This window comes from Corynebacterium sp. BD556 (assembly GCF_038452275.1).
Taxonomy (GTDB): Bacteria; Actinomycetota; Actinomycetes; order Mycobacteriales; family Mycobacteriaceae; genus Corynebacterium; species Corynebacterium mayonis.
The window spans coordinates 769,169-791,554 of sequence record NZ_CP141643.1; the positions used below are offsets into that span (position 1 = coordinate 769,169).

Here is a 22,386-nt window from a genome sequence, read left to right on the forward strand (position 1 = left end):
ACTACCCTACAGGTCCTCCTTATTTAAAGAAGGATTCGTTACAAAATCGATGAGCCTTTCAACTGCCCCGATCAAGGTGTGGTCGAGATCGCGGAAACTTTCGACTGCACCGTACACCCTGCGCCAGCCCTCCTTCGGATCGGTCCAACCAAGACGGCGGCACACACCTTCCTTCCAATCCTCACCTAAAGGGACGTCAGGCCACTGCGCAATGCGCACACTCGAAGGTTTAACCGCGGCCCAAATATCGACATAGGGGTGCCCGTGAACAAGCACATGCGGGCCAACGTCTTCCACAATCCGGGATTCTTTTGTCCCTTCGATCAGATGGTCCGCCAACACACCGATCCGCCGCCCTGGGGCTGGCTGGAACTGCGCGAGACGCTCCTTGAGATTGTCCAGGCCTTCGAGATACTCCACCACGACACCTTCAACACGCAGGTCGTGGCCCCACACCTTTTCCACAATGGCGGCATCGTGGATACCCTCCACCCAAATCCGACTCGGCATCGCCACCTTTGCCCGCAAGTTTTCGACCTTGCGGGAACCCGAATTCGACTGCCTGATACTCGTGTCCTGTTGTGGAACAAAGCGGGTCAAGGTGACACGCTGACCTTCCACCAAAAAAGCGCCGGGTAACAGCTTGAACAAACGGGAAACGCCGCGGCGGTCCTCCAACCGGATGAAATCGCCGTCGTAAGTCCGCTCGAAGCCAATGACCTCCCCGACGAACTCCTCGCCCACTACTTCGGCGATGATGCCCGGCTGCGCCGGAATCTGGGGATAATGCGGCGATTTCTTGCTCGCGTGGCCTTTAAAGATGTCTCCACCGTAGCGATCCTCGAAGCTCATAGTCGCCTGATTCTATCCGTTATGATTGCCGCGATGTATACGCGCGCCGAAGTCTATTCCCCACTCCAAAACACCGCCGTTTGGATCGCCGCTTGGCTCTACGCAGCGGAGTCTAGCGATACCCTCATCGATGCTCTGCACGATTTGGGCGGGGTGCATACATTCGGAGAAGGCCCGGTTTCGGATCTGCTCAACAACATTCGAGCTGTAGCCGACCTCACTAACCCCGAACCCGTCGTCCGCCTTATTTTGTGGGGGCCGGGTCAAGCCGCCGCGATTGCTCCCTCGTCGCCGGCCTTTGCTGCCCTCACCCCCGCTGGTGCTTTAGCGATTCGCGAAAACGACGAAGTGGCGCACCTACTCGTCCCCTCCTACGACAAAGGTGGAGTTAGGTGGCGCTGGTTCGTCGAACACGAACGGCTCCCCGAACCCGCGTGGATAAGCCCCGGAGAGGCTGATCGGTTGCTGTCGCAGGCCACCGAAAAGGCGGCGCAGCTCATCGAAGCAGTAGGAGGGGCAGATCACGATCTGCCCGCTCCACGTTTAACCGTGGGGACCTTAAGTGACTTCTACGACACTCCCGGGCTTCCCAACAGCGTTACCCCGAGGGCCGCGAAGCTTTTCGCTCGGGCGGACCAAGTGGCGGCAATTATCGAGACGGTGACCGACAAAGTCGGCGACCACAGTCTTGATCCTCACCTTTTTTCCTTGTGGCGTCACATTCGCACTGCGCGCATGGTGGGGGTGGCCGACGCAGTCCACGACTTGTGGCGGCTAAGTGCCTTCAACAGCTAAACAAAGAAATTGTGGCGCTTCGCGCCGGAATCTAGCTTGAATGAGCGACGGCGGGGCGCTGCGGGGCGCAACACTCGACCGCGCAGGCAGCACCGTTGACTGTGCACCCTTGGACAGTGACTGTGGAAAGCGAAACAGGCTCTGTGTCCTGCGCGACATTTTCGGCGATGTCGACGACCATCGCGGCAAAGTCACTTGTGAGGCCTACCGTAGGAAGCCGGTCAAGCGTCATGCCTTTCTCAGCAATCCCGTCTTTTAGTTCAGTGTCGAGATCCCAAATAACTTCCATGTGGTCGGTTATGAAACCGACAGGCACACAGATGATGTGGGTGACGTTGTCCTCGGCGCCGATTTCCAGGCTGCGGTCCACGACGTCCGGCTCCAGCCACGGGGTGGCTGGGTTTCCGGAGCGGGACTGCCACACCACCTCGTAGTCGTCGATACCTGCGGCTTGAGCGATCAAACGGGAGGACTCCGCAACCTGGCGTGAGTACAAGTTGGCGTCTTCCGGGCCGCCGGAGGCGTTGTCTGCGGCGGTCGGCACACTGTGTGCCGAAAAGAGGACCTTGGTGCGGCTCATGTCGGCCTTGGCTACTGCCTCCTTGAGGTATTCCGCATTGAGGCGGATGAACTCAGGGTGGGCATAGAACTGCCACAGCTTGGTGAACTCCATTTCAGGAGCCACCTTTCTCAGGCGCACTACATCTTCGTCGTACTGGCGGCAAGCGGAGTATCCACCCCAGGCGGAGGTGGCAAAGACAAGGACGCGGCGGTGGCCGTTGGCAGCCATTTGCTTGACGGCATCTTCGCCGAAGGGGTGCCAGTTGCGGTTGCCGAAGTAGACGGGCAGGTCGATTTCGCGCTCAGCTAGTTCATGTTCGAGGTTGGAGATAATCCGGCGGTTCTGCTCGGTAATCGGGCTGACGCCGCCGAAGTGGAAGTAGTGCTCTCCCACCTCCTTTAAACGCTCCCGGGGGATTCCGCGGCCACGCGTGACGTTTTCCAAAAAAGGAATGACTTCATCCTCTCCCTCGGGGCCGCCAAAGGAAAGGAGAAGGAGTGCGTCGAAATCGTTGAGACTCATACTTTAGATGGTAGTCGCGGAAGGTGCCGAGCCTCGAATACCCCAGAGATTTAGAGGAGACGAACTGCTTTCGCAGACATTCCGGAGTACCTCACTGGGGAGACTTGGACGGTTTGCCCGAATGTGGGTGCCTCGATCATGGTTCCGTCACCGAGGTAGATAGCCACGTGCTGGCTTCCGTTCGGTCCCCAAAAGAGGAGGTCGCCACGCTGGGCCTCGCTTGGGTCGATTTGCGTTCCGCGTTGGTACTGGTAGCCGGTGTAGTGAGGCAGTGAGATACCCGCGGCGGCGTAGGCGTAGAGGACAAGGCCGGAGCAGTCGAATCCTCGAACCGAACCGCCGTTGAGGCCCGCGGTGGGCCCATTGGCGTCGCCGCCGCCCCATACATACGGGGTACCCACCTGGGACATCGCGCGGGCGATGACGGTTTCTACCGCAGCACTGTTGGAAGCCGGTGCTGATCCCGAGCGCGTCACCGAGCCGATCAGAGATTGTGTAATGGTTTCTGCGGTGTCTACCCTTGGCAGGACATCCTCGAGCCCAGGGCTGAGGTCAATTCCGGAGTCCTGGCTGCTAAGTACGCTGGAAAGACCGTTCGCGAATGCTGCGATGACGTCGCTGGAGTTTGTGCCGTAGGGGTTGTCCATGGAGGCATGATCGGCCTGAGAGGAACCTACGATCGCGGTTGCTGCAGCGATGGCGGCAGCTTGTGTCACAGGGTTGCCCGATTGATCATCGGCGCCATCGGAGGCGGCAGTCGCCGTTGACAGGGCTTCCAGGATCTGCGCGTCGCTTAGCGACGACACCTCCGGCGCCTGCCGAGCAAGTTCCTCACGCACCGAGGCGACGGATGCTTGCTCGGCCTCATCTGCTTGTTGTTGCACAGCTTCTTCTTCGGCTTGGGCAACTTCAGGACGTGGCCCGGCGGCTCCGACAGGTGCGGTAGAAGCTGGGCTTGGGTTTGCTTGTGCGACCTGCGGTCGGATATCTCCGAGTTTCTCCTGAGACTCGTTGAGTTCGCGTTGTGCCTGATCGCGTTGCGCCTCTTGTTCGGCAATGAGCTGTTGGGATTGTTCGTAGGAGGCACGGGTGGCACGTTCGGCATCTTCTGCCTGCTGAGCTAAGCGTTGTGCAAGTTCGCTGGCTTCGCGCAGGATGGATTCTTCGTTAGCCGCGGTAATACGGGCATTTTTGACGTCTTCGAGTTTCGCCCGCTTTTCTTGCACTTGCTGGCGCAGATACAGGGAGCGGTCGAGGACGTCTTTGCGTCCGTGGGTTCCCGCGGTGGCACCGAAGGCGGAGGCCGTGCCTTTGAAGCGGTAGTGGGAACGAGTCACCTCGTCGAGTTCGCGGCGGGCAGCCTCAACCGCAGCTTGCGAGTCGCTGAGTCTTTGGCGTGCTGACTCGGCTCCCCGGCGTGCCTGTTCTGCTCGCGATTGTGCGTCGTGAAGGTCAACCAACGCCTGGTTCATTGCCTCACGCTGGCTGCCAATTTCGAGGTTGAGGGCATCGACTCGGGCTTGGGCTTGGCTGATCGCGGCGACGAGTGAGGTTGCGGGGGCATCGTTTGGCGAAGACGATGCGCTCGGCGCGCTCACCGTACCGATAAGAGACAAAGATGTACAGCACGCGATGACGCCGGCTACCGTGCGGAACCGGCGCGATCGGGTGCCCTTCCAGGGGTTCCCCATTGAAGGTGCTCCTTACACCGCACGCCAAAGCGACGTTGGATGGTGGCGTTGACTAGACGAAACCAACCAATCGTTAGGCAAGCCTGTTGCCTTGACGCGAGGTTCAAAGTGTGACTACTGAAAGTCAGGCGCGTGCGTTGAGGACCCCTTCACCAGCCTTAGCGTATTCGTAGCGTGCTTCCCCACATGCCCGGATGCGTATAGCTGCTGATGTTGGCCCCGACTCACGTGCCGACAGTGAAACCATACGTCACTTTATGAATCCGTTTTCCAATCTTTACCAAGATTACCGCAAGTCAAGTCTAGGCACATGAATAACAGTCGCCACACGCTGGGAGTATCGACACGCAAAAAAGTGGTGTGATTGTCATCACACCACCCAAGCGCCCAAAACGTCCATAGCTATGTCAAGTCTGCACGCTTTACAGTCCACGCAACAGTCGTCCCAATAGCCGCGAACACGGCAATCACAACAGAAATGGCGATGAAGCTCCAGCCTCCCCCAAGCCCATCTGCGGTTTCCGCAAACGCTTTCAGCCCGTCACCGTAGTCTGGCTCAGCCATCATCGCGCGCTGCCCGCTTTCCACCTGAAAGCGACTATGAGAGTTGCTGACTGCGCCACTAGCATGGGGGCTGCGCACGATAACTAGATCCAAACCTGTTGCCAATGCAAGATCGTGGGCGACATCGCGCAGATCCGCAGGCTGCGCCGGGGTCTGATCGACAACTACAAAACCGGCGTTGTCAAGCTCGGCGTCCCGCTTGCTAGCTTGAAGGTGCAACTCGAATGCGTCATTATCTAAATCTTGGCCGCTTTGCCCGCTTGTCGCCAACGCCACACCATCTTCTCGCAACTGCGCCGCGAGGTCCTCTAAGTCGATCTCACCTGGGATCATATCGCTCCTTAAACCGCCGAAATCCCGATTTCACTTAGAAACATAACGGGCGTAATGTTAGAACAGGCCATGAGAGAGGGTTGTGTCCCTTAGAATGGATGACAGACCATCAACGTGGTTGATTATTCCCGGTTTATGCTAACAACGAGAAACGGAGCTCACTGTGGCTGAAAGCAAGAACTCCTTCAATGCCAAGAAGACGCTTGAGGTCGGCGGCAAGTCTTACGACTATTTCGCACTCGACGCAGTCGAAGGCATGGAAAAGCTTCCCTACTCCCTCAAGGTGCTGGGTGAGAACCTCCTGCGCACCGAGGACGGGAAGAACGTAACCGACAAGCACATCCAGGCGCTTGCCAACTGGGATCCCAAGGCCGATCCTTCCGTCGAGATCCAGTTCACCCCCGCCCGCGTTCTCATGCAGGACTTCACCGGTGTGCCGTGTGTGGTTGACCTCGCCACCATGCGTGAGGCTGTCTCCACTCTCGGCGGCAACCCCGACCAGGTGAACCCTCTCAACCCGGCCGAGATGGTCATCGACCACTCGGTGATCATCGAAGCCTTCGGCACCCCCGACGCCATTGAGAAAAACGTCGAGATCGAATACCAGCGCAACGAGGAGCGCTACCAGTTCCTCCGCTGGGGTGCAGAAAACTTCTCCAACTTCCGCGTTGTCCCGCCGGGAACGGGCATCGTCCACCAGGTCAACATCGAGTACCTCTCCCGCGTCGTCTTTGACAACGACGGTTTGGCCTACCCGGACACCTGCATTGGCACCGACTCTCACACCACGATGCAAAACGGCCTCGGCATCCTCGGCTGGGGTGTCGGCGGCATTGAGGCGGAGGCCGCCATGCTCGGCCAGCCTGTCTCCATGCTTATCCCGCGTGTCGTCGGCTTTAAACTCACCGGCGAAATCCCGGTCGGTGTCACCGCCACCGACGTCGTTTTGACAATCACCGAAATGCTGCGCAAGCACGGTGTGGTGCAGAAGTTCGTCGAGTTCTACGGCAACGGCGTCAAGCAAATTCCGTTGGCGAACCGCGCCACCATCGGCAACATGTCTCCCGAGTTCGGCTCCACCTGCGCGATCTTCCCGATCGACGAGGAGACCATCGAGTACCTCAAGCTCACTGGCCGCGACCAGGAGACTCAAGACCGTGTCGAGGCTTACGCCAAGGCGCAAGGAATGTGGCTTGAGCAAGACGCTAAGGAGGCCGAGTACTCGGAGTACCTTGAGCTCGACTTGGCCACTGTCGTGCCGTCCATTGCCGGACCGAAGCGCCCGCAGGACCGTATTTTGCTGTCCGAGGCTAAGAACACCTTCCGCAAGCAACTGCCGGATTACAACGACGCTGGCGACCAGACTTTCGAGCCGGTTCGCGCCGCCAAAACCGAGTCTGTCTCTTACAACGAGTCGTGGCCGGGCAATGGCGAATCTGCCGCTGCGGGCTCCGAGGGCCGCGCCTCCAAGCCGGTCATTGTCGAGTCCCCCAAGGGCGGCGAGTACACGCTCGACCACGGCATGGTCGCCATCGCAGCGATTACCTCCTGCACCAACACTTCCAACCCTTCGGTCATGGTTGGCGCTGCTCTGCTCGCCCGCAAGGCCGCGGAGAAGGGTTTGCGCGCTAAGCCGTGGGTCAAGACGATCATGGCCCCAGGCTCTCAGGTGGTCAACGGTTACTACGAGCGCGCTGACCTGTGGAAAGACCTTGAAGCTGTGGGCTTCTACCTCTCTGGCTTTGGCTGCGCCTCCTGCATCGGTAACTCCGGCCCGCTGCCGAACGAGATCTCCGAGGCTGTCAACGAGTACGACCTGACCGCCACCGCTGTTTTGTCGGGCAACCGTAACTTTGAAGGCCGCATTTCCCCGGACGTGAAGATGAACTACCTCGCGTCTCCACTGCAGGTTATCGCCTACTCGATTGCCGGCACGATGGACTTCGACTTCGATTCTGAGCCTCTCGGCCAGGACCAAGATGGCAACGACGTCTTCCTTAAGGACGTGTGGCCTTCTACCGAGGAGATCGAGGAGACGATCAACAGCACCATCTCCCGCGAGATGTACGAAGCGGATTACGCTGACGTGTTTAAGGGCGACGCTGCATGGCGTGGCCTAGATATCCCGCAGGGCAAGACCTTCGACTGGAACCCGGACTCCACTTACATCCGCAAGGCGCCGTACTTCGATGGCATGCCGGAGCAGCCGAACCCGGTGCAGGACATCACTGGTGCGCGTGTGCTTGCCAAGTTGGGTGATTCCGTGACCACGGACCACATCTCCCCGGCTTCCTCGATCAAGCCCGGCACCCCGGCGGCGAACTACCTCGACGCGAAGGGCGTTGAGCGCGAGGACTACAACTCCTTCGGCTCCCGCCGCGGCAACCACGAGGTCATGGTTCGCGGTACCTTCGCTAACATCCGCTTGCGTAACCAGCTTGTGGAGGAAGCCGGCGGCTACACCCGCGACTTCACCCAAGAAGGCGCACCGCAGGCTTTCATTTACGACGCCGCCCAGAACTACGCTGCCGCCGACATTCCGCTGGTCGTTTTGGCGGGCAAGGAATACGGAACTGGCTCCTCCCGCGACTGGGCTGCGAAGGGCACCAACCTGCTTGGTGTGAAGGCTGTCATCACTGAGTCCTTCGAGCGCATCCACCGCTCCAACCTGATCGGTATGGGCGTGCTTCCGCTGCAGTTCCCGGAGGGCGAGTCCCACGAGTCGCTCGGTCTGGACGGCACCGAAACCTTCGACATCTCCGGAATTACCGCTTTCAATGACGGCGATGATATTCCGTCGACCGTCAAGGTCACTGCGCGCAAGGAGGGCGGGGAAACCGTCGAATTTGACGCCGTTGTCCGTGTCGACACCCCTGGTGAGGCCGAATACTACCGCCACGGCGGCATTTTGCAGTACGTGCTGCGCCAGATGGTTCAAAGCTAAGCCCGCATAGCTTGGCCAACATGGAGGGGTCTTCCGGTTCATTCCGGTGGGCCCCTTCGTTCTATCTAATTTCAGGAAGGTCACCTCATGCCGATCGTTAACCACAACGAGCTCAATCGCCGCCGTGCGGATATTCTCGATGCCGCTCGCGCCTGTTTTGCCCAATACGGCTATGAAGGTGCCACTGTTTCTCGGTTGGAAAAGGCGACGGGCAAAACCCGCGGGGCCATCTTTCACCACTTCGGGGACAAAGAGTCGCTGTTTTTGGCCGTGGCTAAAGAAGACGCAGACAGGCAGGCGGCGGTCGTGGCTGAGCATGGTCTTATCGAGGTGATGCGTAACCTTTTGGACCACCCGGAAACGCATAGTTGGTATATCACTCGCGCTGAGATCTTGCGGAAGTTGCGCACGGACCCGGATTTTGCCGATCGGTGGCGCGAGCAGTCCGAAAGCCTCGATACTGCCCTGCTGACTCGTTTAGAGCACAATGCAGCGATGCGCAACGACGTATCCGTCGAGGTGATCCAGACGTATCTGTCCACCGTTATGGAGGGAATGATTGCCCAAATGGCGGCGGGCCAACCGATTGACCAGCTCAGGCAGATGTTGGACCTTGTTGAACGATCGGTGCGGCACCCCCCGGAAGAAAACTAGACCAAGCGGTATAGAATATGTGTCATGGCTTCGTTCCTCCTTGTTTCGCTGCGCAACGGCGACATCGGCCCCCAGGTCGCGGCGGCTGAATACTGCGACGTGCTTAAAGCCTCTGGGCTAAGCGAGGATGAACTGGACCTACGCATTTTGGATGAAGTGGACACCGCAATAGGAGACGTCTCGGCATATCGCGGCATAATCGTCGGCGGCAGCTCCCTGAACGTGACCAATCCAACTTACTGCCCGTGGCAGGAACACATCCACGCCGAGTTAGACGCCCTCATCCGCACTGAAGTTCCCGTTTTCTTTGTCTGCTTTGGCATCAGCTGGCTTATCGACGCCCTCGGCGGCACAGTCGGAAATTGCTCCCCCGAGGCATCCGGGCCCACCGTCGTCAAGCTCACTGAGGCCGGCAAACGCGATCCGTTACTTGCAGGCTTCCCGGATACATTTGACGCCTTAACCGGGCACACCGAGAACCCGGAGCGCATCCCCGCTGGTGTGGAAGTGCTAGCTACCGGCTCCACTACCCCCGTGCAAATCGCACGCTGGGGCAAAAACGTGTGGGCGAGCCAGTTCCACGCGGAAATGGACGCGGCTGCGATGAAAACGCGCATGGACTTCTTCTACGACTACGGCTACTTCCCGCTGACGGAATACGACACCATCGTGGCCGCTCTCCCCAGCGTTGACGTGAGATGGTCAAACAAGTTGCTTCGCCGCTTCGTTGAGTACTGCCGGGCGACGTGAAATGCCTTGAGCCCGGAAGCTAGAATCTGGCTCATGCAGGCAATTATCACAACGACAGGCTACGACCGCGTGGGCATTATTGCCGCCGTGGCCAGTGCTGCGGCAGAGCGCAACCTCAACATCTTGGACGTCTCCCAGACCATCATGGATGACTTTTTCACCATGGTGATGCGCGTCGAGGTTCCCGGCACAGAGGTGGATATGGCTCAGTTGCAGGAACATTTGGCCAAGGCTGGCGAAAAGCGCGGCGTGGTGGTGCGCATCCAATCCACCGACCTGTTTACCGCCATGAACGAGATCTAAGGTAAGGCCGACGCAACAGATGGTGAAAGATTTCCACGCCGCTTCCCAAAACATTCTCAACGTCATTCGGATGATCGAGGATTACCGCCTCGACATCCGAACCGTCACCATGGGCATATCGCTGATCGGTTGCACTCGCAACACAATGGAGGAGACTTCCCAGGCGGTATATGACCGCGTCACTTACCGCGCAGCGCGCCTGGTCGAGGTGTGCGAGGGCATTGAGCGCGAACTCGGCATCCCGATTGTAAACAAACGTATTTCTGTCTCCCCCGTTTCCCTGGTCGCAGCGGGCGTCGAAGGCGATCCCGTCGACATTGCCAAAGCACTCGACCGCGCCGCCGCGGAACTCGGCGTCAATTTCGTGGGTGGATACTCTGCCCTGGTGGAGAAGGGTTCCACCGAATCTGACACCAGGCTGATTCGTTCCATCCCGGAGGCATTGAGCATTACCGACGCAGTGTGCAGCTCAGTCAACGTCGCCTCCTCCCGCGCTGGCATCAACATGGACGCTGTGCGCGTGATGGGTGAGGTTATCAAGGAAGCCGCCGAGTTGACCAAGGACAACTCCTCTATAGCGTGCGCCAAGTTGGTCGTTTTTGCCAACGCGGTGGGCGACAATCCCTTCATGGCCGGCGCCTTTCACGGCATCGAGGAGCCCGACACAGTTGTGTCTGTGGGAGTGTCGGGCCCGGGTGTGGTGGACAATGCCGTCGCCTCCCTCGGTGACGTTTCCCTCAACGAGGTGGCCGAGGAGATCAAAAAGGCAGCGTTTAAGATCACCCGCGCTGGTCAGTTGGTGGGCAACATGGCGGCCGAGCGCCTGGGTGTTCCCTTCGGCATAGTCGATCTTTCCCTGGCCCCCACCGCCGAAGTCGGAGACTCTGTCGCCCACATCCTCGAGCACATGGGCTTAGACCAGGTGGGCACTCATGGCACCACCGCGGCGCTCGCATTGCTCAACGACGCGGTGAAGAAGGGCGGTATGATGGCTTGCTCGCGCGTCGGTGGCCTGTCCGGCTCTTTCATTCCCGTTTCCGAGGACCAAGGAATGATTGACGCGGTGCGCGCCGGCACCATCTCACTGGACAAGCTAGAGGCAATGACTTCCATCTGTTCGGTGGGCTTCGACATGATTGCCATTCCGGGAGATACCTCGGCGGAGTTGATCGCCGGCATGATTGCTGATGAGGCTGCTATTGGAGTAATGAACCATAAAACGACAGCAGCGCGACTAATTCCGGTGCCCGGGACGAAGCCGGGCGACGAAGTTAATTTCGGCGGGCTATTGGGGTATGCCCCGGTCATCCCCGTCAACGAGAAAGGCAACGACGCTTTCATTCACCGCGGCGGTTTTGTCCCCGCCCCCGTTCACGGTTTCAGGAATTAGTTAGTTTTTCTTCGCGCTTTTCTTCTTTGTGGTGCCGAAGATGAACCAGGCGATCCAGCCGAAGGTGTTGACGGAGGCGATGATCGGGCCCCATAGCAGCTTCGGCCCCCGCACTTGCTCCTTCGGGGTGCGGGCGAGGCTGGCTAGGGCCGCACTTTTAGCGGCTCCGTCGAGAGCTGTCAGCGCGCTGATGAGGATTTTTTCGTTGCGGCCGAGCCTATCCCACTGTTTGCGCAGGTTTAGTAGTGAGTTTCTTAGCATAGGGGCCATTCTACGCCTCTCAACTCGCACTGTTTGCTAGGTTTATCCAATGGCCAGAATCTCGCGTCCGTTTCTTCTGCTGAGCACTCGCCCTGAGGATGAAGCGGCACGCGGTGAGTTGCAAAGCTTCGCGGCGGCGATGGAGGTGGACGTAGATGACATTGAGCAGCGCCGCGTGGAGTCCGCTGCGCTCGGTCGCGTCAACCTCGATAATTATTCCGGGGTCCTGCTGGGGGGCAGCCCTTTTTGCAACACGGATGTGTTGAAGTCCGCGCTGCAGTTGCGTGTGGAGCGCGAAATTGGCTCCCTTGTCGCAGCAATCCTCGACCGGGACTTTCCCCTTCTGGGTGCTTGCTATGGTATCGGCGCTATCGGCACCGCGATTGGGGCGAGGCTTGGCACCACCTACGCGGAAGCTGCGGGTCCGGTCGAGCTATCGCTTGTCGACGCCCCTGCGAACGACCCTCTGCTTGCCGATGTGCCGGCCCGTTTTTCGACCATCGTGGGCCACAAGGAGGCAGTCGACGACCTACCGGATCTTGCCACAGTGCTTGTTTCGGGAGATCAGTGCCCTGTGCAGATGTTTAAGGTGGGGCAAAACGTCTACGCCACCCAATTTCACCCCGAGCTGACCGCCGAGGCTCTTGAGCTGCGGCTGAGGGTCTACGCCCACCTGAATTACTTCGACTTAGAAGAACTCGACGAGATCCTCGAGGCCGCTTATTCCACCGACTACACCGCGAACAATAGTATTCTGGCGAACTTTGCCAAACGCTACGCGCGGTAGACAAGGCGAAGGACATTTTCCGCCCCGGCCTGCAAATTTTTCGCCGTGGCCGCCATGGCCTGTTCAAGTTGCAGGGGCTGCCGGTTGATGGGGAACACAGCTGTGATCCCTTCCTCGTAGACTGCCTCGATGCCTTCATCAACGGCACCTGCCAGCACCACAACCGGGATTCCGCCGGCTCGACGGGCAACGCCGACAGGCACCTTCCCCGCTAGCGACTGCCCATCGATCCGGCCCTCACCCGTGATGACTAAATCAGCCCCAGCCACCACTTGTGAGAAACTGTTCGCCTCCAGCACGGTGTCGATCCCGGGGGTAAGAGTAGCGCCTGCGAAGGCCATCAACCCACCCGCCAAACCTCCGGCAGCACCGGCACCTGGCACTTTAGCTACGTCCACCCCGAGATCGCGTTCAATAATGCCTGCGACGTGGCGCAGGCCTGCGTCAAGCAATTCCGCCATTTCAGGATCCGCTCCCTTTTGAGGCCCGAAAACGTGGGCTGCGCCCTGTGGGCCGTACAGTGGATTGTCAATGTCACACATGACGGTGATTTCTGGAAGGTCATCGACAGGCGACGCCTCAATTGCCGCCACCTGCCTTAGGGAATCACCGGTGGGTACGAAAGGCTCGCCGCGATCGTTTAGAAAAACTGTGCCGAGGGCCGCTGCCGCCCCGCACCCCGCATCGGTCGTCGCGCTGCCCCCAGCTCCCACAATGACCTTCTTCGCGCCCGCCTTGACCGCCGCGCGGATCAACTCGCCTACACCATAGGTCGTCGCCGCCCCCGGACGCAGCCGCCCTGCGGCAAGCGGCAATCCCGCGCATGAAGCCGTTTCGATGGCGGCCGTATCGTGGTTCAGCAGCGCGAAACTTGCCTCAATGCTTTCCCCCGGAAAAACCCCGCATACTTTCGCCTGCGTTAATTCACTGCCGGATATGCTCGCTAGGGCTGCAACGGTGCCTTCTCCCCCGTCGGCAACGGGGATCTGGATGATCTCTGCCTCCGGTGCGGCTGCGCGTACCCCGGACGCAATGGCCTCATTTGCCGCCTGTGAACCAAGCGCACCTTTGAAAGAATCCGATACGACGATCACTTTCATACCCGCACCCTTCACGATCTAGAGAAGAAACAGCCCGAGGAACCAAATGAAGATGATGGAAGTCACACCCATCAGCAAGGTCACGACGGTTTGCGTCCGGTAGCCCTGCTGCGGAGTCATTCCACCAAAGTTAGTAACCACCCAGAAATAAGAGTCGTTGGCGTGGGAGACTGTCATCGCGCCCGCGCCGATTGCCAGCACAGCCAAGACGATTTGCACGGGGCTTTCCATCCCGAGGCTAGGAAGCAGCGGGGCAACGATGCCCGCAGTGGTGACCAAAGCAACAGTTGACGAGCCTTGCGCAGTTTTCAGAAGTGCCGAAATGATGAAGGGGAAGAACAAACCAATGGAAGCAAAAGCTGTGGCGTTGTCCTGCACGAAATCAACGATTCCGGTGTTGGCGATGACTTTGCCTAACACACCACCAGCCGCGGTGATAAAAAGGATCGGCCCAACGACTTTCAAAGTCTCCTCAGTGATGTCGTAGAGTTCCCGACCGCGGCCAACGTGGGCGAGAATCGCGATCGCTACTAGAAGGCCTAAAGCAAGCGAGATGATTGGCGTACCAGCAAAAGCGATGATCTCGCCGATGAGGCCCTCCCATCCCGCAACCTTTGACACTGTACCGAGCGCCATTGCCAAGATCGGTACAGCAATTGGCAGTGCGGACAGGCGCCAACTGGGAAGCTGACCATAGGAGCGACGGAGCTGCTCATAGAGATCTTCGAGCTGCGCATCCGTCATCGCCTCGCTGTCTTGGGAAGTGGTAACCCGTTTGCCGACGTATTGGGCGTAGAAGTACGAGACAACGAGAGCTGGGATTGAAACCAGAGTGCCTAAGCCAATGACCAAGAGCAAACTGTCACCGACGCCGAGGGTGTTCGCGGCGGCGATCGGTCCCGGTGTTGGTGGAATAAAAACGTGGGAAATGTACAAACCGGCAGACAATGCCACAGTCATCGCTGCTGAGGATGTCGCTGTTCGACGCGCTAATGCCTTGCGGATCGGATTGAGGATGACAAAACCAGAGTCGCAAAAGACAGGAATGGAGACGATCCAGCCCATCAGTTGCATGGCCAAAACGGGCCTTGTCTTCCCCACTAGACGCACCAAAGCGTCGGCAATTTGGAAAGCCCCACCTGTCTTTTCAAGGATTAGGCCGATGAGGGCTCCGAAAATAATGACAATGCCGATGGAAGTAAAAGTCCCCGAAAAGCCCTGCCCAATTACTTCCGCGATGCCTGGGATGGTCTCTGAGGCCTCGTCTTTGCGGCTGGTCAGCGGGATGCCGCCAACCAAACCAAGGGCGAGCGAGATCGTCATAATGGAAAGAAATGGGTGAATCCGCCAACGCGCAATCATGACAATCATTAAGACAATCGCAACAGCGAAAACTGCGAGCAGGGGTACACCAGTCATTCTTCCTCCACGACATAGTTGGGTTTGCCCAACTACCATAATGGACAGCTTCTTCTGCCGGGCAAACTTGACTCGCATCTTCCGGATGGAGAGAAAGCCCAATCAACAGCACCGAACGCAAAAGACTGCCTCCAACTTCTTTTCGTGGCGAGCACCACCGGAGCGCTAACTCACCACCCCACGAGGCTTCACGTACCGCAGCTTCGCATAAACCACCCGAAATCCACGCTTTAAGCCAGCTCGACGATCTCCATGTATTCGTCGTTCCACAGATCTTCGTCGCCTTCCGGCATGACGATCACCCGTTCCGGCTCCAGTGCGCGCACAGCTCCAGGGTCGTGGGTGACCAGCACCACCGCACCGGTGTAGGTCTTTAAGGCGTCGAGAACCTGCTCGCGCGACTGGGGGTCGAGGTTGTTCGTGGGCTCGTCGAGAAGCAACACGTTAGCACGGGAGGAAACCAAGGTGGCCAAGGCCAAGCGGGTCTTTTCGCCACCGGATAGCGTGCCAGCCGGCTGGTCCAACTTATCGCCAGAAAACATGAAAGCCCCTAGCAGGCCACGCAAGTCCTGCTGTCCCGCATCTGGACAAGCCGCGATCGTGTTCTCCCACACGCTCTTGCTGCCGTCGATAGTGTCGTGCTCCTGGGCGAAATAGCCAACCTTAAGTCCGTGACCGGAAACCAACCCCCCCTCGCCGTCGGTACGTTCGACTCCGGCGAGCAGTCTGAGCAACGTGGTTTTGCCGGCACCATTGGTGCCAAGAACAACCACCCGCGAACCTTTGTCGATGGCTAAATCCACACCCGCAAACACTTCAAGCGAGCCGTACATTTTGGTCAAACCCTTGCCGTAGAGCGGGGTCTTGCCGCAAGGGGCGGGTTCCGGGAAAGAAATAGAGGCCACCTTGTCAGCCACGCGAACCTCATCAAGATCATTCATCATGCGGTCGGCGCGCGCAAGCATTTGCTTGGCGGCTGCTGCCTTCGTCGCCTTCGCCCCCAATTTGGCGGCCTGCTTTTGCAGTGCAGAGGCCTTCTTCTCCGCGTTGGCTCGCTCACGACGGCGCCGCGCCTCATCCGTGGCTCGGGCATCCTTGTACTTGCTAAAGCCCATGTTGTAAATGTCGGCTTCGGCCCGGACAGCGTCGAGGTACCAAATTTTATTGCAGACGTCGTCAAGAAGCTCCACATCGTGCGAAATCATCACCAGACCGCCGTCGTGCTTCGACAAAAACCCCCGCAACCAGTGGATGGAGTCGGCGTCGAGGTGGTTAGTGGGCTCGTCGAGAAGCAACGTCGTCGTGGATTTTCCCGAACCGGAATTGGCCGCAAACAGGATCTGAGCAAGCTCCACGCGGCGACGCTGACCACCCGAAAGGGTTTTCAGTGGTTGGTCAAGGACGCGCTCAGGCAACCCCAAGTTGACGCAAATCTGTGCCGCCTCCGAATCGGCCTCGTAACCGCCGAGGGCATGGTACTGCTCCTCCAAGCGAGAATACTTGCGGATCGCCGTGTCGCGCGTGGAGCCCTCAGTAGTCTCCATGATTTCTTGCTGGCGGTCCATCGAGCTGCGAATCCGGTCAAGGCCGCGCGCGGAGAGCACACGATCCCGCGCGGTCTGCTCAATGTCGCCTTCTTTCGAGTCTTGCGGCAGGTAACCAATATCGCCGGAGCGTGTCACCGACCCGCCGTAGGGCTGCGTCTCCCCCGCCAGTATGCGCATCGTTGTAGTCTTACCAGCACCGTTGCGTCCAACGAGCCCAATGCGGTCACCAGGTTGGACACGCAGGTGTTGACCGGGGGCGTCAAGAAGCGTGCGCGCTCCGACACGCACTTCAAAATCGTTCGTGACAATCACAAGCCGATACTCTACTACGGCATCCAGCCGCGAAAACCGGCGGATTGACCACCGGTTACGCCCTGTTTACGGGCACTCACATGCTAGACGGAGAACCCGAGGGCACGCAGCTGTTCGCGGCCCTCCTCTGTAATCATGTGAGGGCCCCACGGCGGCATCCATACCCAGTTGAGCTCGACTTCATCAACCTCAGTGTTGCTCGTTACCGCCTGTTCTATCTGCTCCTCCAGCACATCCGTTAAGGGGCAGGCGGGAGAAGTAAGGGTCATATTGATGACGGCCTTCGTTGCGCCTTGCGGCTGTTCGATCCATGTGTCGTACACAAGCCCCAAATCAACGACGTTGATGCCCAGCTCAGGGTCGATCACGTCGTACAGGTACTCAACAACCTTGCCGGAGAGCTCCTCCTGCGCGGCAGTCTGCGTCGGGCGCTCAGGCGCACCCCCGAAATTGCTGTCGGTCATTGCTGTCTCAAAACTCCTTCGTGTTAATGGCGCGCCTCAAGCGCGTCCGCAGTAGCCGCTTGGAAAGCCTTCCAACCCAAAAGGGCGCATTTGACACGGGCAGGAAATTTCGCCACACCGGCAAAAGCCACGCCGTCGCCGATTTTGTCCGGATCGCCCTTTTCAGTACCGCGCGAGGTGATCATCAAGTCGAAGGCTTCCAGCTTGTCCATCGCCTCCTCGACAGGCAGGCCAATGACTTCTTCAGCCATGACGCTTGTCGACGCCTGCGAAATCGAACAACCCTGCGCCTCATAGGAAACATCGTCGATGGTGGTACCGTCCGCAGACAGCCGCACCCGCAGCGTCAACTCGTCACCGCAGGAAGGGTTGACGTGGTGGACCTCCGCCTCGAAAGGGTCCCGCAGCCCCGCGTACTGGGGGTTTTTGTAGTGATCGAGAATGACCTCTTGGTACATAGATTCCAGGTTCATGCGCTACACCCCAAAGAACTTCTTTGCTTTTTCAATCGCTAGAACAAGTGCCTCAACTTCCGCCTCCGTGTTGTAGAGGTAAAAGCTAGCGCGCGCCGTCGACTGGACCGACAGGCCGCGGTGCGCGGGCCAGGCACAGTGGTGCCCGGTACGAACCGCCACGCCCGCGGAGTCCAAAACCTGACCTAAGTCGTGCGGGTGCAGCCCTTCCACCGTGAAAGCTATGGCGCTGCCCCGTTGGGCGGCTGTCAGCGGCCCGGCGATGCGCAGACCTTCGATCTGCTGCATCTTCTCCAGCGCTAGCGCGGTCAGTTTTTGCTCGTGGGCTTCAATGGCGTCCATCCCGACCTCGCTGAGGAATTGCACTGCCGCACCGAGGCCAACGACTTGGCTGGTCATCTGGGTGCCGGCCTCGAAGCGCTGCGGCGCAGGCATGTAGGTCGAGTGGTCCATCTTGACCACTTCAATCATCGACCCGCCCGTTAAAAAAGGCGGCAGTTCATCCAGGTGGCCACCCTTGCCATAAACAACACCCACTCCAGAAGGCCCACACATCTTGTGGCCCGAGAAAGCCGCGAAGTCAACGTCGAGGGCATGGAAATCCACCGGCATGTGCGGCACCGACTGGCAAGCATCCAAAACGGTCAGCGCACCGACTGCCTTCGCTCGGCGCACCATCTCCGTCACATTAGCTTGCGCTCCCGTCACGTTCGACTGATGGGTAAAAGCAACAACCTTGACGGACTCGTCTAAATCCAGCGAATCCATGTCTATACGCCCATCAGGCGTCATCGAATACCACTTCAGGTGCGCGCCAGTGCGGCGCGCCAATTCCTGCCAGGGCACGAGATTGGCGTGGTGTTCAAGCTCAGTGACCACAATCGTGTCGCCCGCGCCGACGCGCAGGGCGCCAGCTCGGTCGTCGCCAAGCGTGTAGGCAATGAGGTTAAGGCCCTCCGTTGCGTTTTTCACAAAGGCAATCTCGTGGCTCGACGCGCCCACAAAACCCGCGATGTTCTCGCGGGCCGTCTCGTAGGAGTCGGTGGCTTCCTCCGCAAGCTGGTAGGAGCCACGGTGGACAGGCGCGAAATTGTTCAGCACAAAGTCGCGCTCCGCGTTCCACACGCGTTCCGGTCGCTGCGAGGTCGCACCCGAATCGAGGTAAACCAAAGGTTTGCCATCGCGCACAGTGCGTGACAGGATCGGAAACTCCGCGCGGATAGCCTCCACGTTGAGCGTTCCGTCTGAAAGTGTGTAAGACATTAGATGAACTTCTCGTAGCCTTCAGACTCGAGAACATCTGCCAAAGACGCGTCGCCGGTTTTGACGATCTTGCCTCCGGCGAAAATGTGCACATAATCCGGCTTGACGTAGTTCAAGATGCGCTTGTAGTGGGTGATCATGAGCACTCCACCATTAGTCTCGTCCTGGTATTTGTTGATACCGTCCGAAACGATGCGCAGCGCGTCAACGTCAAGGCCGGAATCCGTCTCGTCCATGACGGCGAACTTTGGCTTCATTAAAGCCAACTGCATGACCTCGTGACGCTTCTTCTCACCGCCAGAGAACCCCTCGTTGACGGAGCGCTCCGAAAAAGATGCGTCCATCTGCAAAGACTCGCGTGCTGCGTTGAGCTCTTGGACCCATTCGCGCAGCTTCGGGGCCTCACCGCGCACAGCAGTAACGGCGGAGCGCATGAAGTTCGACGAGGACACACCGGGGACCTCGACCGGGTACTGCATCGCCAGGAACATGCCGGCGCGGGCCCGTTCATCGACATCCATTTCCAGGATATTCTCGCCGTCTAACAGCACCTCGCCGTCAGTCACCTCGTACTTCGGGTGGCCCGCGATGGTGTAGGCAAGAGTAGATTTGCCGGAGCCGTTCGGGCCCATTATTGCGTGAGTCTCACCGGACTTGATGGTGAGGTTGACGCCTTTGAGGATCGGGGTCGGCTCTTGGCCTTCCTCGTTCGGCAGGACATTGGCGTGAAGGTTTTTAATTTCCAGAGTAGGCATGGGTAAGTATCCGTCTACTTTCTATCTAGGTTCACGGGTGGGCAATTAGAGGTGGGCGTTTTCAAGCTCGCCGGAAACACGGGCAATAAGCTCGTCGCGGACCGACTCGACCGGGATCATGTTGAGGACCTCGTTGAAAAAGCCACGAATGATCAGGCGGGTCGCCTCCTGCTCCGGGATTCCGCGGGAACGCAGGTAGAAGATCTGGTCATCGTCGAAACGGCCGACCGTGGCAGCGTGGCCAGCACCCGCGATCTCACCAGTTTCGATCTCCAGATTCGGAACTGCGTCGGCACGGGCGCCATCGGTGAGCACAAGATTGCGGTTAGTTTCATAGGTATCCGTGCCCTGTGCGTTTGCACGAATCAAAACGTCGCCCACCCAACACGTGCGGGCATCCGGTTTGTCGGAGCTGCGGTCGCCCTGCAAAGCGCCCTTGTAGAGGACATTTGAGCGGCAATTAGGCACCGAGTGGTCGACGAGCAGACGGTTTTCAATGTACTGGCCCGCGTCGGCGAAGTACACGCCAGTCAGCTCGACATCTCCACCAGGGGCGCTAAAGCCCACCCGTGGAGTTATCCGCACAACCTCTCCGCCAAACGCGGCCACGGTGTGGCGCAAGGTGGCGTCGCGGCCCACGGTGATCTGCTGCGATCCAAGGTGAACGGCGTCACTATCCCAGTTCGTGTCAACGACGGCGTGGACACGGGCGCCGTCGCCGATGACCCAATTGACGTTGTCAGCGTGGGTGCCGGTGCCTTCGTAATTGACCAGCACCGTCGCCTCAGCGTGCGTTTTCGCCTCGATCAAAATGGTGCCAAAAGTGGTCACACCCGCACCAGCGCCGGTAATGGTGATCGTGACCGGCTCGCGCAGCACGGTGTCAGCCGGGATGGTCACGATGGTGCCGGACTTCGCGGACGTCCAAGCCTGAGCGGCGACGCGGTCGACCGGCCCACCGGCGGCCTTAAGGCGGTCGTCGTCAGGCGTGACTTGCTCAACTTTAACGCCCTCGGGACCCTCAACCTTGATCTTGGCCTCGACAACCTCAGCGAAGGTGCCATTGTGCAGTCCACGCAGGCGACGCAAGGAAATAAAGCGCCACACTTCGTCGCGGCCGCCGGGGATCGCAAAATCCTCGACGTTGAAGGAGGTGAACAAATCGCCTTTGGTGTTATGGGGCGTCGCAGCCTTGACTGTGTCGACGGTAGTTTCCGTCATTGTTTAACCCACCGATCCTTCCATTTGCAGTTCAATTAGACGGTTCAGCTCCAGCGCATACTCCATGGGCAGTTCCTTCGCAATCGGCTCAACGAAACCGCGCACAATCATCGCCATGGCATCTTCTTCCTCAATGCCGCGCGACATGAGGTAAAACAGTTGCTCCTCAGAAACCTTCGACACTTTCGCCTCGTGGCCAAGTGTCACGTGGTCGTTGCGGATGTCGTTGTACGGGTATGTATCCGAGCGCGAAATGTTGTCTACCAGCAGCGCGTCACACTCAACGTTGGAAGTCGAGTGGTGTGCGTTTGCGTTGATCTGCACCAGACCGCGGTAGGCTGCACGGCCACCGCTGCGGGCCACCGACTTGGACACGATCGACGAGGACGTGTAGGGGGCCATGTGCGTCATCTTCGCACCGGTGTCTTGGAACTGGCCCTCGCCGGCGAAGGCGACGGAGAGGACTTCGCCGCGGGCGTGCTCTCCAGTCATCCACACAGCCGGGTATTTCATGGTCACCTTGGAGCCGATATTTCCGTCAACCCACTCCATGGTCGCGCCTTCTTCAGCCTTGGCGCGCTTAGTCACCAGGTTGTAGACGTTGTTCGACCAGTTCTGGATGGTGGTGTAGCGGCAGCGGCCACCCTTTTTGACGATGATCTCAACGACTGCGGAATGCAAAGAGTCCGACTTGTAGATCGGCGCGGTGCAGCCCTCGACGTAGTGGACGTAAGCGTCCTCGTCGACGATGATCAATGTGCGCTCGAATTGGCCCATATTTTCCGTGTTGATACGGAAGTAGGCCTGCAGCGGGATGTCCACGTGGACCCCCGGCGGAACGTAGATGAAGGAGCCGCCAGACCACACGGCGGAGTTTAGGGCGGAGAACTTGTTGTCACCGGCTGGAATGACAGACCCGAAATACTCCTTAAACATCTCCTCGTGCTCTCGCAGGGCAGTGTCAGTATCGACGAAAATGACGCCCTTGGCCTCGAGGTCCTCGCGAATCTGGTGGTAGACCACCTCGGACTCGTACTGGGCCGCGACACCGGCGACAAGGCGCTGCTTCTCCGCCTCGGGGATGCCGAGCTTGTCGTAGGTGTTCTTGATGTCTTCTGGCAGATCCTCCCAGGAGGTCGCCTGCTTTTCTGTTGACCGCACGTAGTACTTAATCTCATCGAAGTTGATGCCCGTCAGGTCTGCACCCCACGTCGGCATTGGCTTCTTGTCGAAGATGTCGAGGGCCTTCAGGCGCTGCTCGGTCATCCACTCCGGCTCCTGCTTGATGGAGGAGATGTCGCGCACGACGTCGGCGTTGAGTCCGCGTCGTGCGGAAGCGCCGGCTTCATCAGAGTCATGCCAACCGTAGTTATACGCGCCGATGGACTCGATGATCTCGTCGTCGTTCATTGGCCTTTCCAGGC

General features: G+C 59.0%; 21 protein-coding genes. 7 read left to right on the forward strand and 14 right to left on the reverse strand.

The window, feature by feature from the left end; genetic code table 11:
- Nucleotides 1-6: 6 nt before the first annotated feature.
- A complete protein-coding gene (locus tag VLL26_RS03635) occupies nt 7-852 on the reverse strand; it encodes a DUF3097 domain-containing protein (RefSeq protein ID WP_342319757.1) in 846 nt (281 codons plus the stop codon).
- Nucleotides 853-885: 33 nt separating this feature from the next.
- On the opposite strand from VLL26_RS03635, the gene VLL26_RS03640 reads away from it, so the two are divergent.
- Nucleotides 886-1,647, forward strand: a complete 762-nt coding sequence (locus VLL26_RS03640; protein WP_342319758.1) for a hypothetical protein — start codon at nt 886-888, stop codon at nt 1,645-1,647.
- Between the two features lie 31 nt (nt 1,648-1,678).
- On the opposite strand, the gene VLL26_RS03645 is transcribed toward VLL26_RS03640, so the two are convergent.
- The 3 genes from VLL26_RS03645 to VLL26_RS03655 all read right to left on the reverse strand — a co-directional run bounded on the left by VLL26_RS03645 (nt 1,679) and on the right by VLL26_RS03655 (nt 5,319).
- Nucleotides 1,679-2,731, reverse strand: a complete 1,053-nt coding sequence (locus tag VLL26_RS03645; RefSeq protein WP_342319759.1) for a ferrochelatase — start codon at nt 2,729-2,731, stop codon at nt 1,679-1,681.
- Nucleotides 2,732-2,781: 50 nt separating this feature from the next.
- Nucleotides 2,782-4,422 carry an NlpC/P60 family protein gene (locus VLL26_RS03650; RefSeq protein WP_342319760.1) on the reverse strand — a complete coding sequence of 547 codons (1,641 nt, stop codon included), beginning with the start codon at nt 4,420-4,422 and terminating at the stop codon, nt 2,782-2,784.
- A 402-nt stretch (nt 4,423-4,824) separates the two neighbouring features.
- On the reverse strand, nt 4,825-5,319 hold the full coding sequence (locus VLL26_RS03655) for a DUF6676 family protein (RefSeq protein ID WP_342319761.1): 495 nt from the start codon (nt 5,317-5,319) through the stop codon (nt 4,825-4,827).
- A 163-nt stretch (nt 5,320-5,482) separates the two neighbouring features.
- Between VLL26_RS03655 and acnA the strand changes: the two genes are divergently transcribed.
- The 5 genes from acnA (at nt 5,483) to VLL26_RS03680 (ending at nt 11,360) form a co-directional block, all read left to right on the forward strand.
- Nucleotides 5,483-8,263, forward strand: coding sequence for an aconitate hydratase AcnA (acnA, locus tag VLL26_RS03660; protein ID WP_342319762.1), 2,781 nt, complete (start codon nt 5,483-5,485; stop codon nt 8,261-8,263).
- Between the two features lie 87 nt (nt 8,264-8,350).
- Nucleotides 8,351-8,917 (forward strand): TetR/AcrR family transcriptional regulator, encoded by a 567-nt coding sequence (locus VLL26_RS03665; protein ID WP_342319763.1) that lies wholly within the window; start codon nt 8,351-8,353, stop codon nt 8,915-8,917.
- 24 nt (nt 8,918-8,941) lie between these two features.
- Nucleotides 8,942-9,667 (forward strand): glutamine amidotransferase, encoded by a 726-nt coding sequence (locus tag VLL26_RS03670; protein ID WP_342319764.1) that lies wholly within the window; start codon nt 8,942-8,944, stop codon nt 9,665-9,667.
- Between the two features lie 33 nt (nt 9,668-9,700).
- The gene (locus VLL26_RS03675; protein ID WP_342319765.1) at nt 9,701-9,970 is read left to right on the forward strand and encodes an ACT domain-containing protein; all 270 of its coding nucleotides are present in this window, start codon (nt 9,701-9,703) and stop codon (nt 9,968-9,970) included.
- 19 nt (nt 9,971-9,989) lie between these two features.
- Nucleotides 9,990-11,360, forward strand: coding sequence for a PFL family protein (locus VLL26_RS03680; RefSeq protein WP_342319766.1), 1,371 nt, complete (start codon nt 9,990-9,992; stop codon nt 11,358-11,360).
- On the opposite strand, the gene VLL26_RS03685 is transcribed toward VLL26_RS03680, so the two are convergent.
- Nucleotides 11,361-11,621, reverse strand: a complete 261-nt coding sequence (locus tag VLL26_RS03685; protein WP_342319767.1) for a PLDc N-terminal domain-containing protein — start codon at nt 11,619-11,621, stop codon at nt 11,361-11,363.
- Nucleotides 11,622-11,670: 49 nt separating this feature from the next.
- On the opposite strand from VLL26_RS03685, the gene VLL26_RS03690 reads away from it, so the two are divergent.
- The gene (locus tag VLL26_RS03690) at nt 11,671-12,408 is read left to right on the forward strand and encodes a glutamine amidotransferase (protein WP_342319768.1); all 738 of its coding nucleotides are present in this window, start codon (nt 11,671-11,673) and stop codon (nt 12,406-12,408) included.
- Here the strand turns inward: VLL26_RS03690 and VLL26_RS03695 are convergent.
- From VLL26_RS03695 to sufB, 9 genes are all read right to left on the reverse strand, one after another.
- On the reverse strand, nt 12,396-13,508 hold the full coding sequence (locus VLL26_RS03695; protein ID WP_342319769.1) for a glycerate kinase: 1,113 nt from the start codon (nt 13,506-13,508) through the stop codon (nt 12,396-12,398). The two genes, VLL26_RS03690 and VLL26_RS03695, sit on opposite strands and share 13 nt — an antisense overlap.
- A gap of 18 nt (nt 13,509-13,526) precedes the next feature.
- A complete protein-coding gene (locus VLL26_RS03700) occupies nt 13,527-14,927 on the reverse strand; it encodes a GntP family permease (protein ID WP_342319770.1) in 1,401 nt (466 codons plus the stop codon).
- Nucleotides 14,928-15,157: 230 nt separating this feature from the next.
- Nucleotides 15,158-16,786 carry an ABC-F family ATP-binding cassette domain-containing protein gene (locus tag VLL26_RS03705; RefSeq protein ID WP_342319771.1) on the reverse strand — a complete coding sequence of 543 codons (1,629 nt, stop codon included), beginning with the start codon at nt 16,784-16,786 and terminating at the stop codon, nt 15,158-15,160.
- Between the two features lie 83 nt (nt 16,787-16,869).
- Nucleotides 16,870-17,250, reverse strand: a complete 381-nt coding sequence (locus VLL26_RS03710; protein ID WP_342319772.1) for a metal-sulfur cluster assembly factor — start codon at nt 17,248-17,250, stop codon at nt 16,870-16,872.
- Between the two features lie 23 nt (nt 17,251-17,273).
- Nucleotides 17,274-17,723 carry a Fe-S cluster assembly sulfur transfer protein SufU gene (sufU, locus tag VLL26_RS03715; protein ID WP_342319773.1) on the reverse strand — a complete coding sequence of 150 codons (450 nt, stop codon included), beginning with the start codon at nt 17,721-17,723 and terminating at the stop codon, nt 17,274-17,276.
- Nucleotides 17,724-17,726: 3 nt separating this feature from the next.
- Nucleotides 17,727-18,986, reverse strand: coding sequence for a SufS family cysteine desulfurase (locus tag VLL26_RS03720; protein WP_342319774.1), 1,260 nt, complete (start codon nt 18,984-18,986; stop codon nt 17,727-17,729).
- The gene (gene sufC, locus VLL26_RS03725; protein ID WP_342319775.1) at nt 18,986-19,741 is read right to left on the reverse strand and encodes a Fe-S cluster assembly ATPase SufC; all 756 of its coding nucleotides are present in this window, start codon (nt 19,739-19,741) and stop codon (nt 18,986-18,988) included. Before sufC ends, VLL26_RS03720 begins: the two co-directional genes overlap by 1 nt.
- Nucleotides 19,742-19,786: 45 nt before the next feature.
- The gene (gene sufD, locus VLL26_RS03730; protein ID WP_342319777.1) at nt 19,787-20,962 is read right to left on the reverse strand and encodes a Fe-S cluster assembly protein SufD; all 1,176 of its coding nucleotides are present in this window, start codon (nt 20,960-20,962) and stop codon (nt 19,787-19,789) included.
- Between the two features lie 3 nt (nt 20,963-20,965).
- Nucleotides 20,966-22,372 (reverse strand): Fe-S cluster assembly protein SufB, encoded by a 1,407-nt coding sequence (gene sufB, locus VLL26_RS03735; RefSeq protein ID WP_342320140.1) that lies wholly within the window; start codon nt 22,370-22,372, stop codon nt 20,966-20,968.
- Nucleotides 22,373-22,386: the final 14 nt, after the last annotated feature.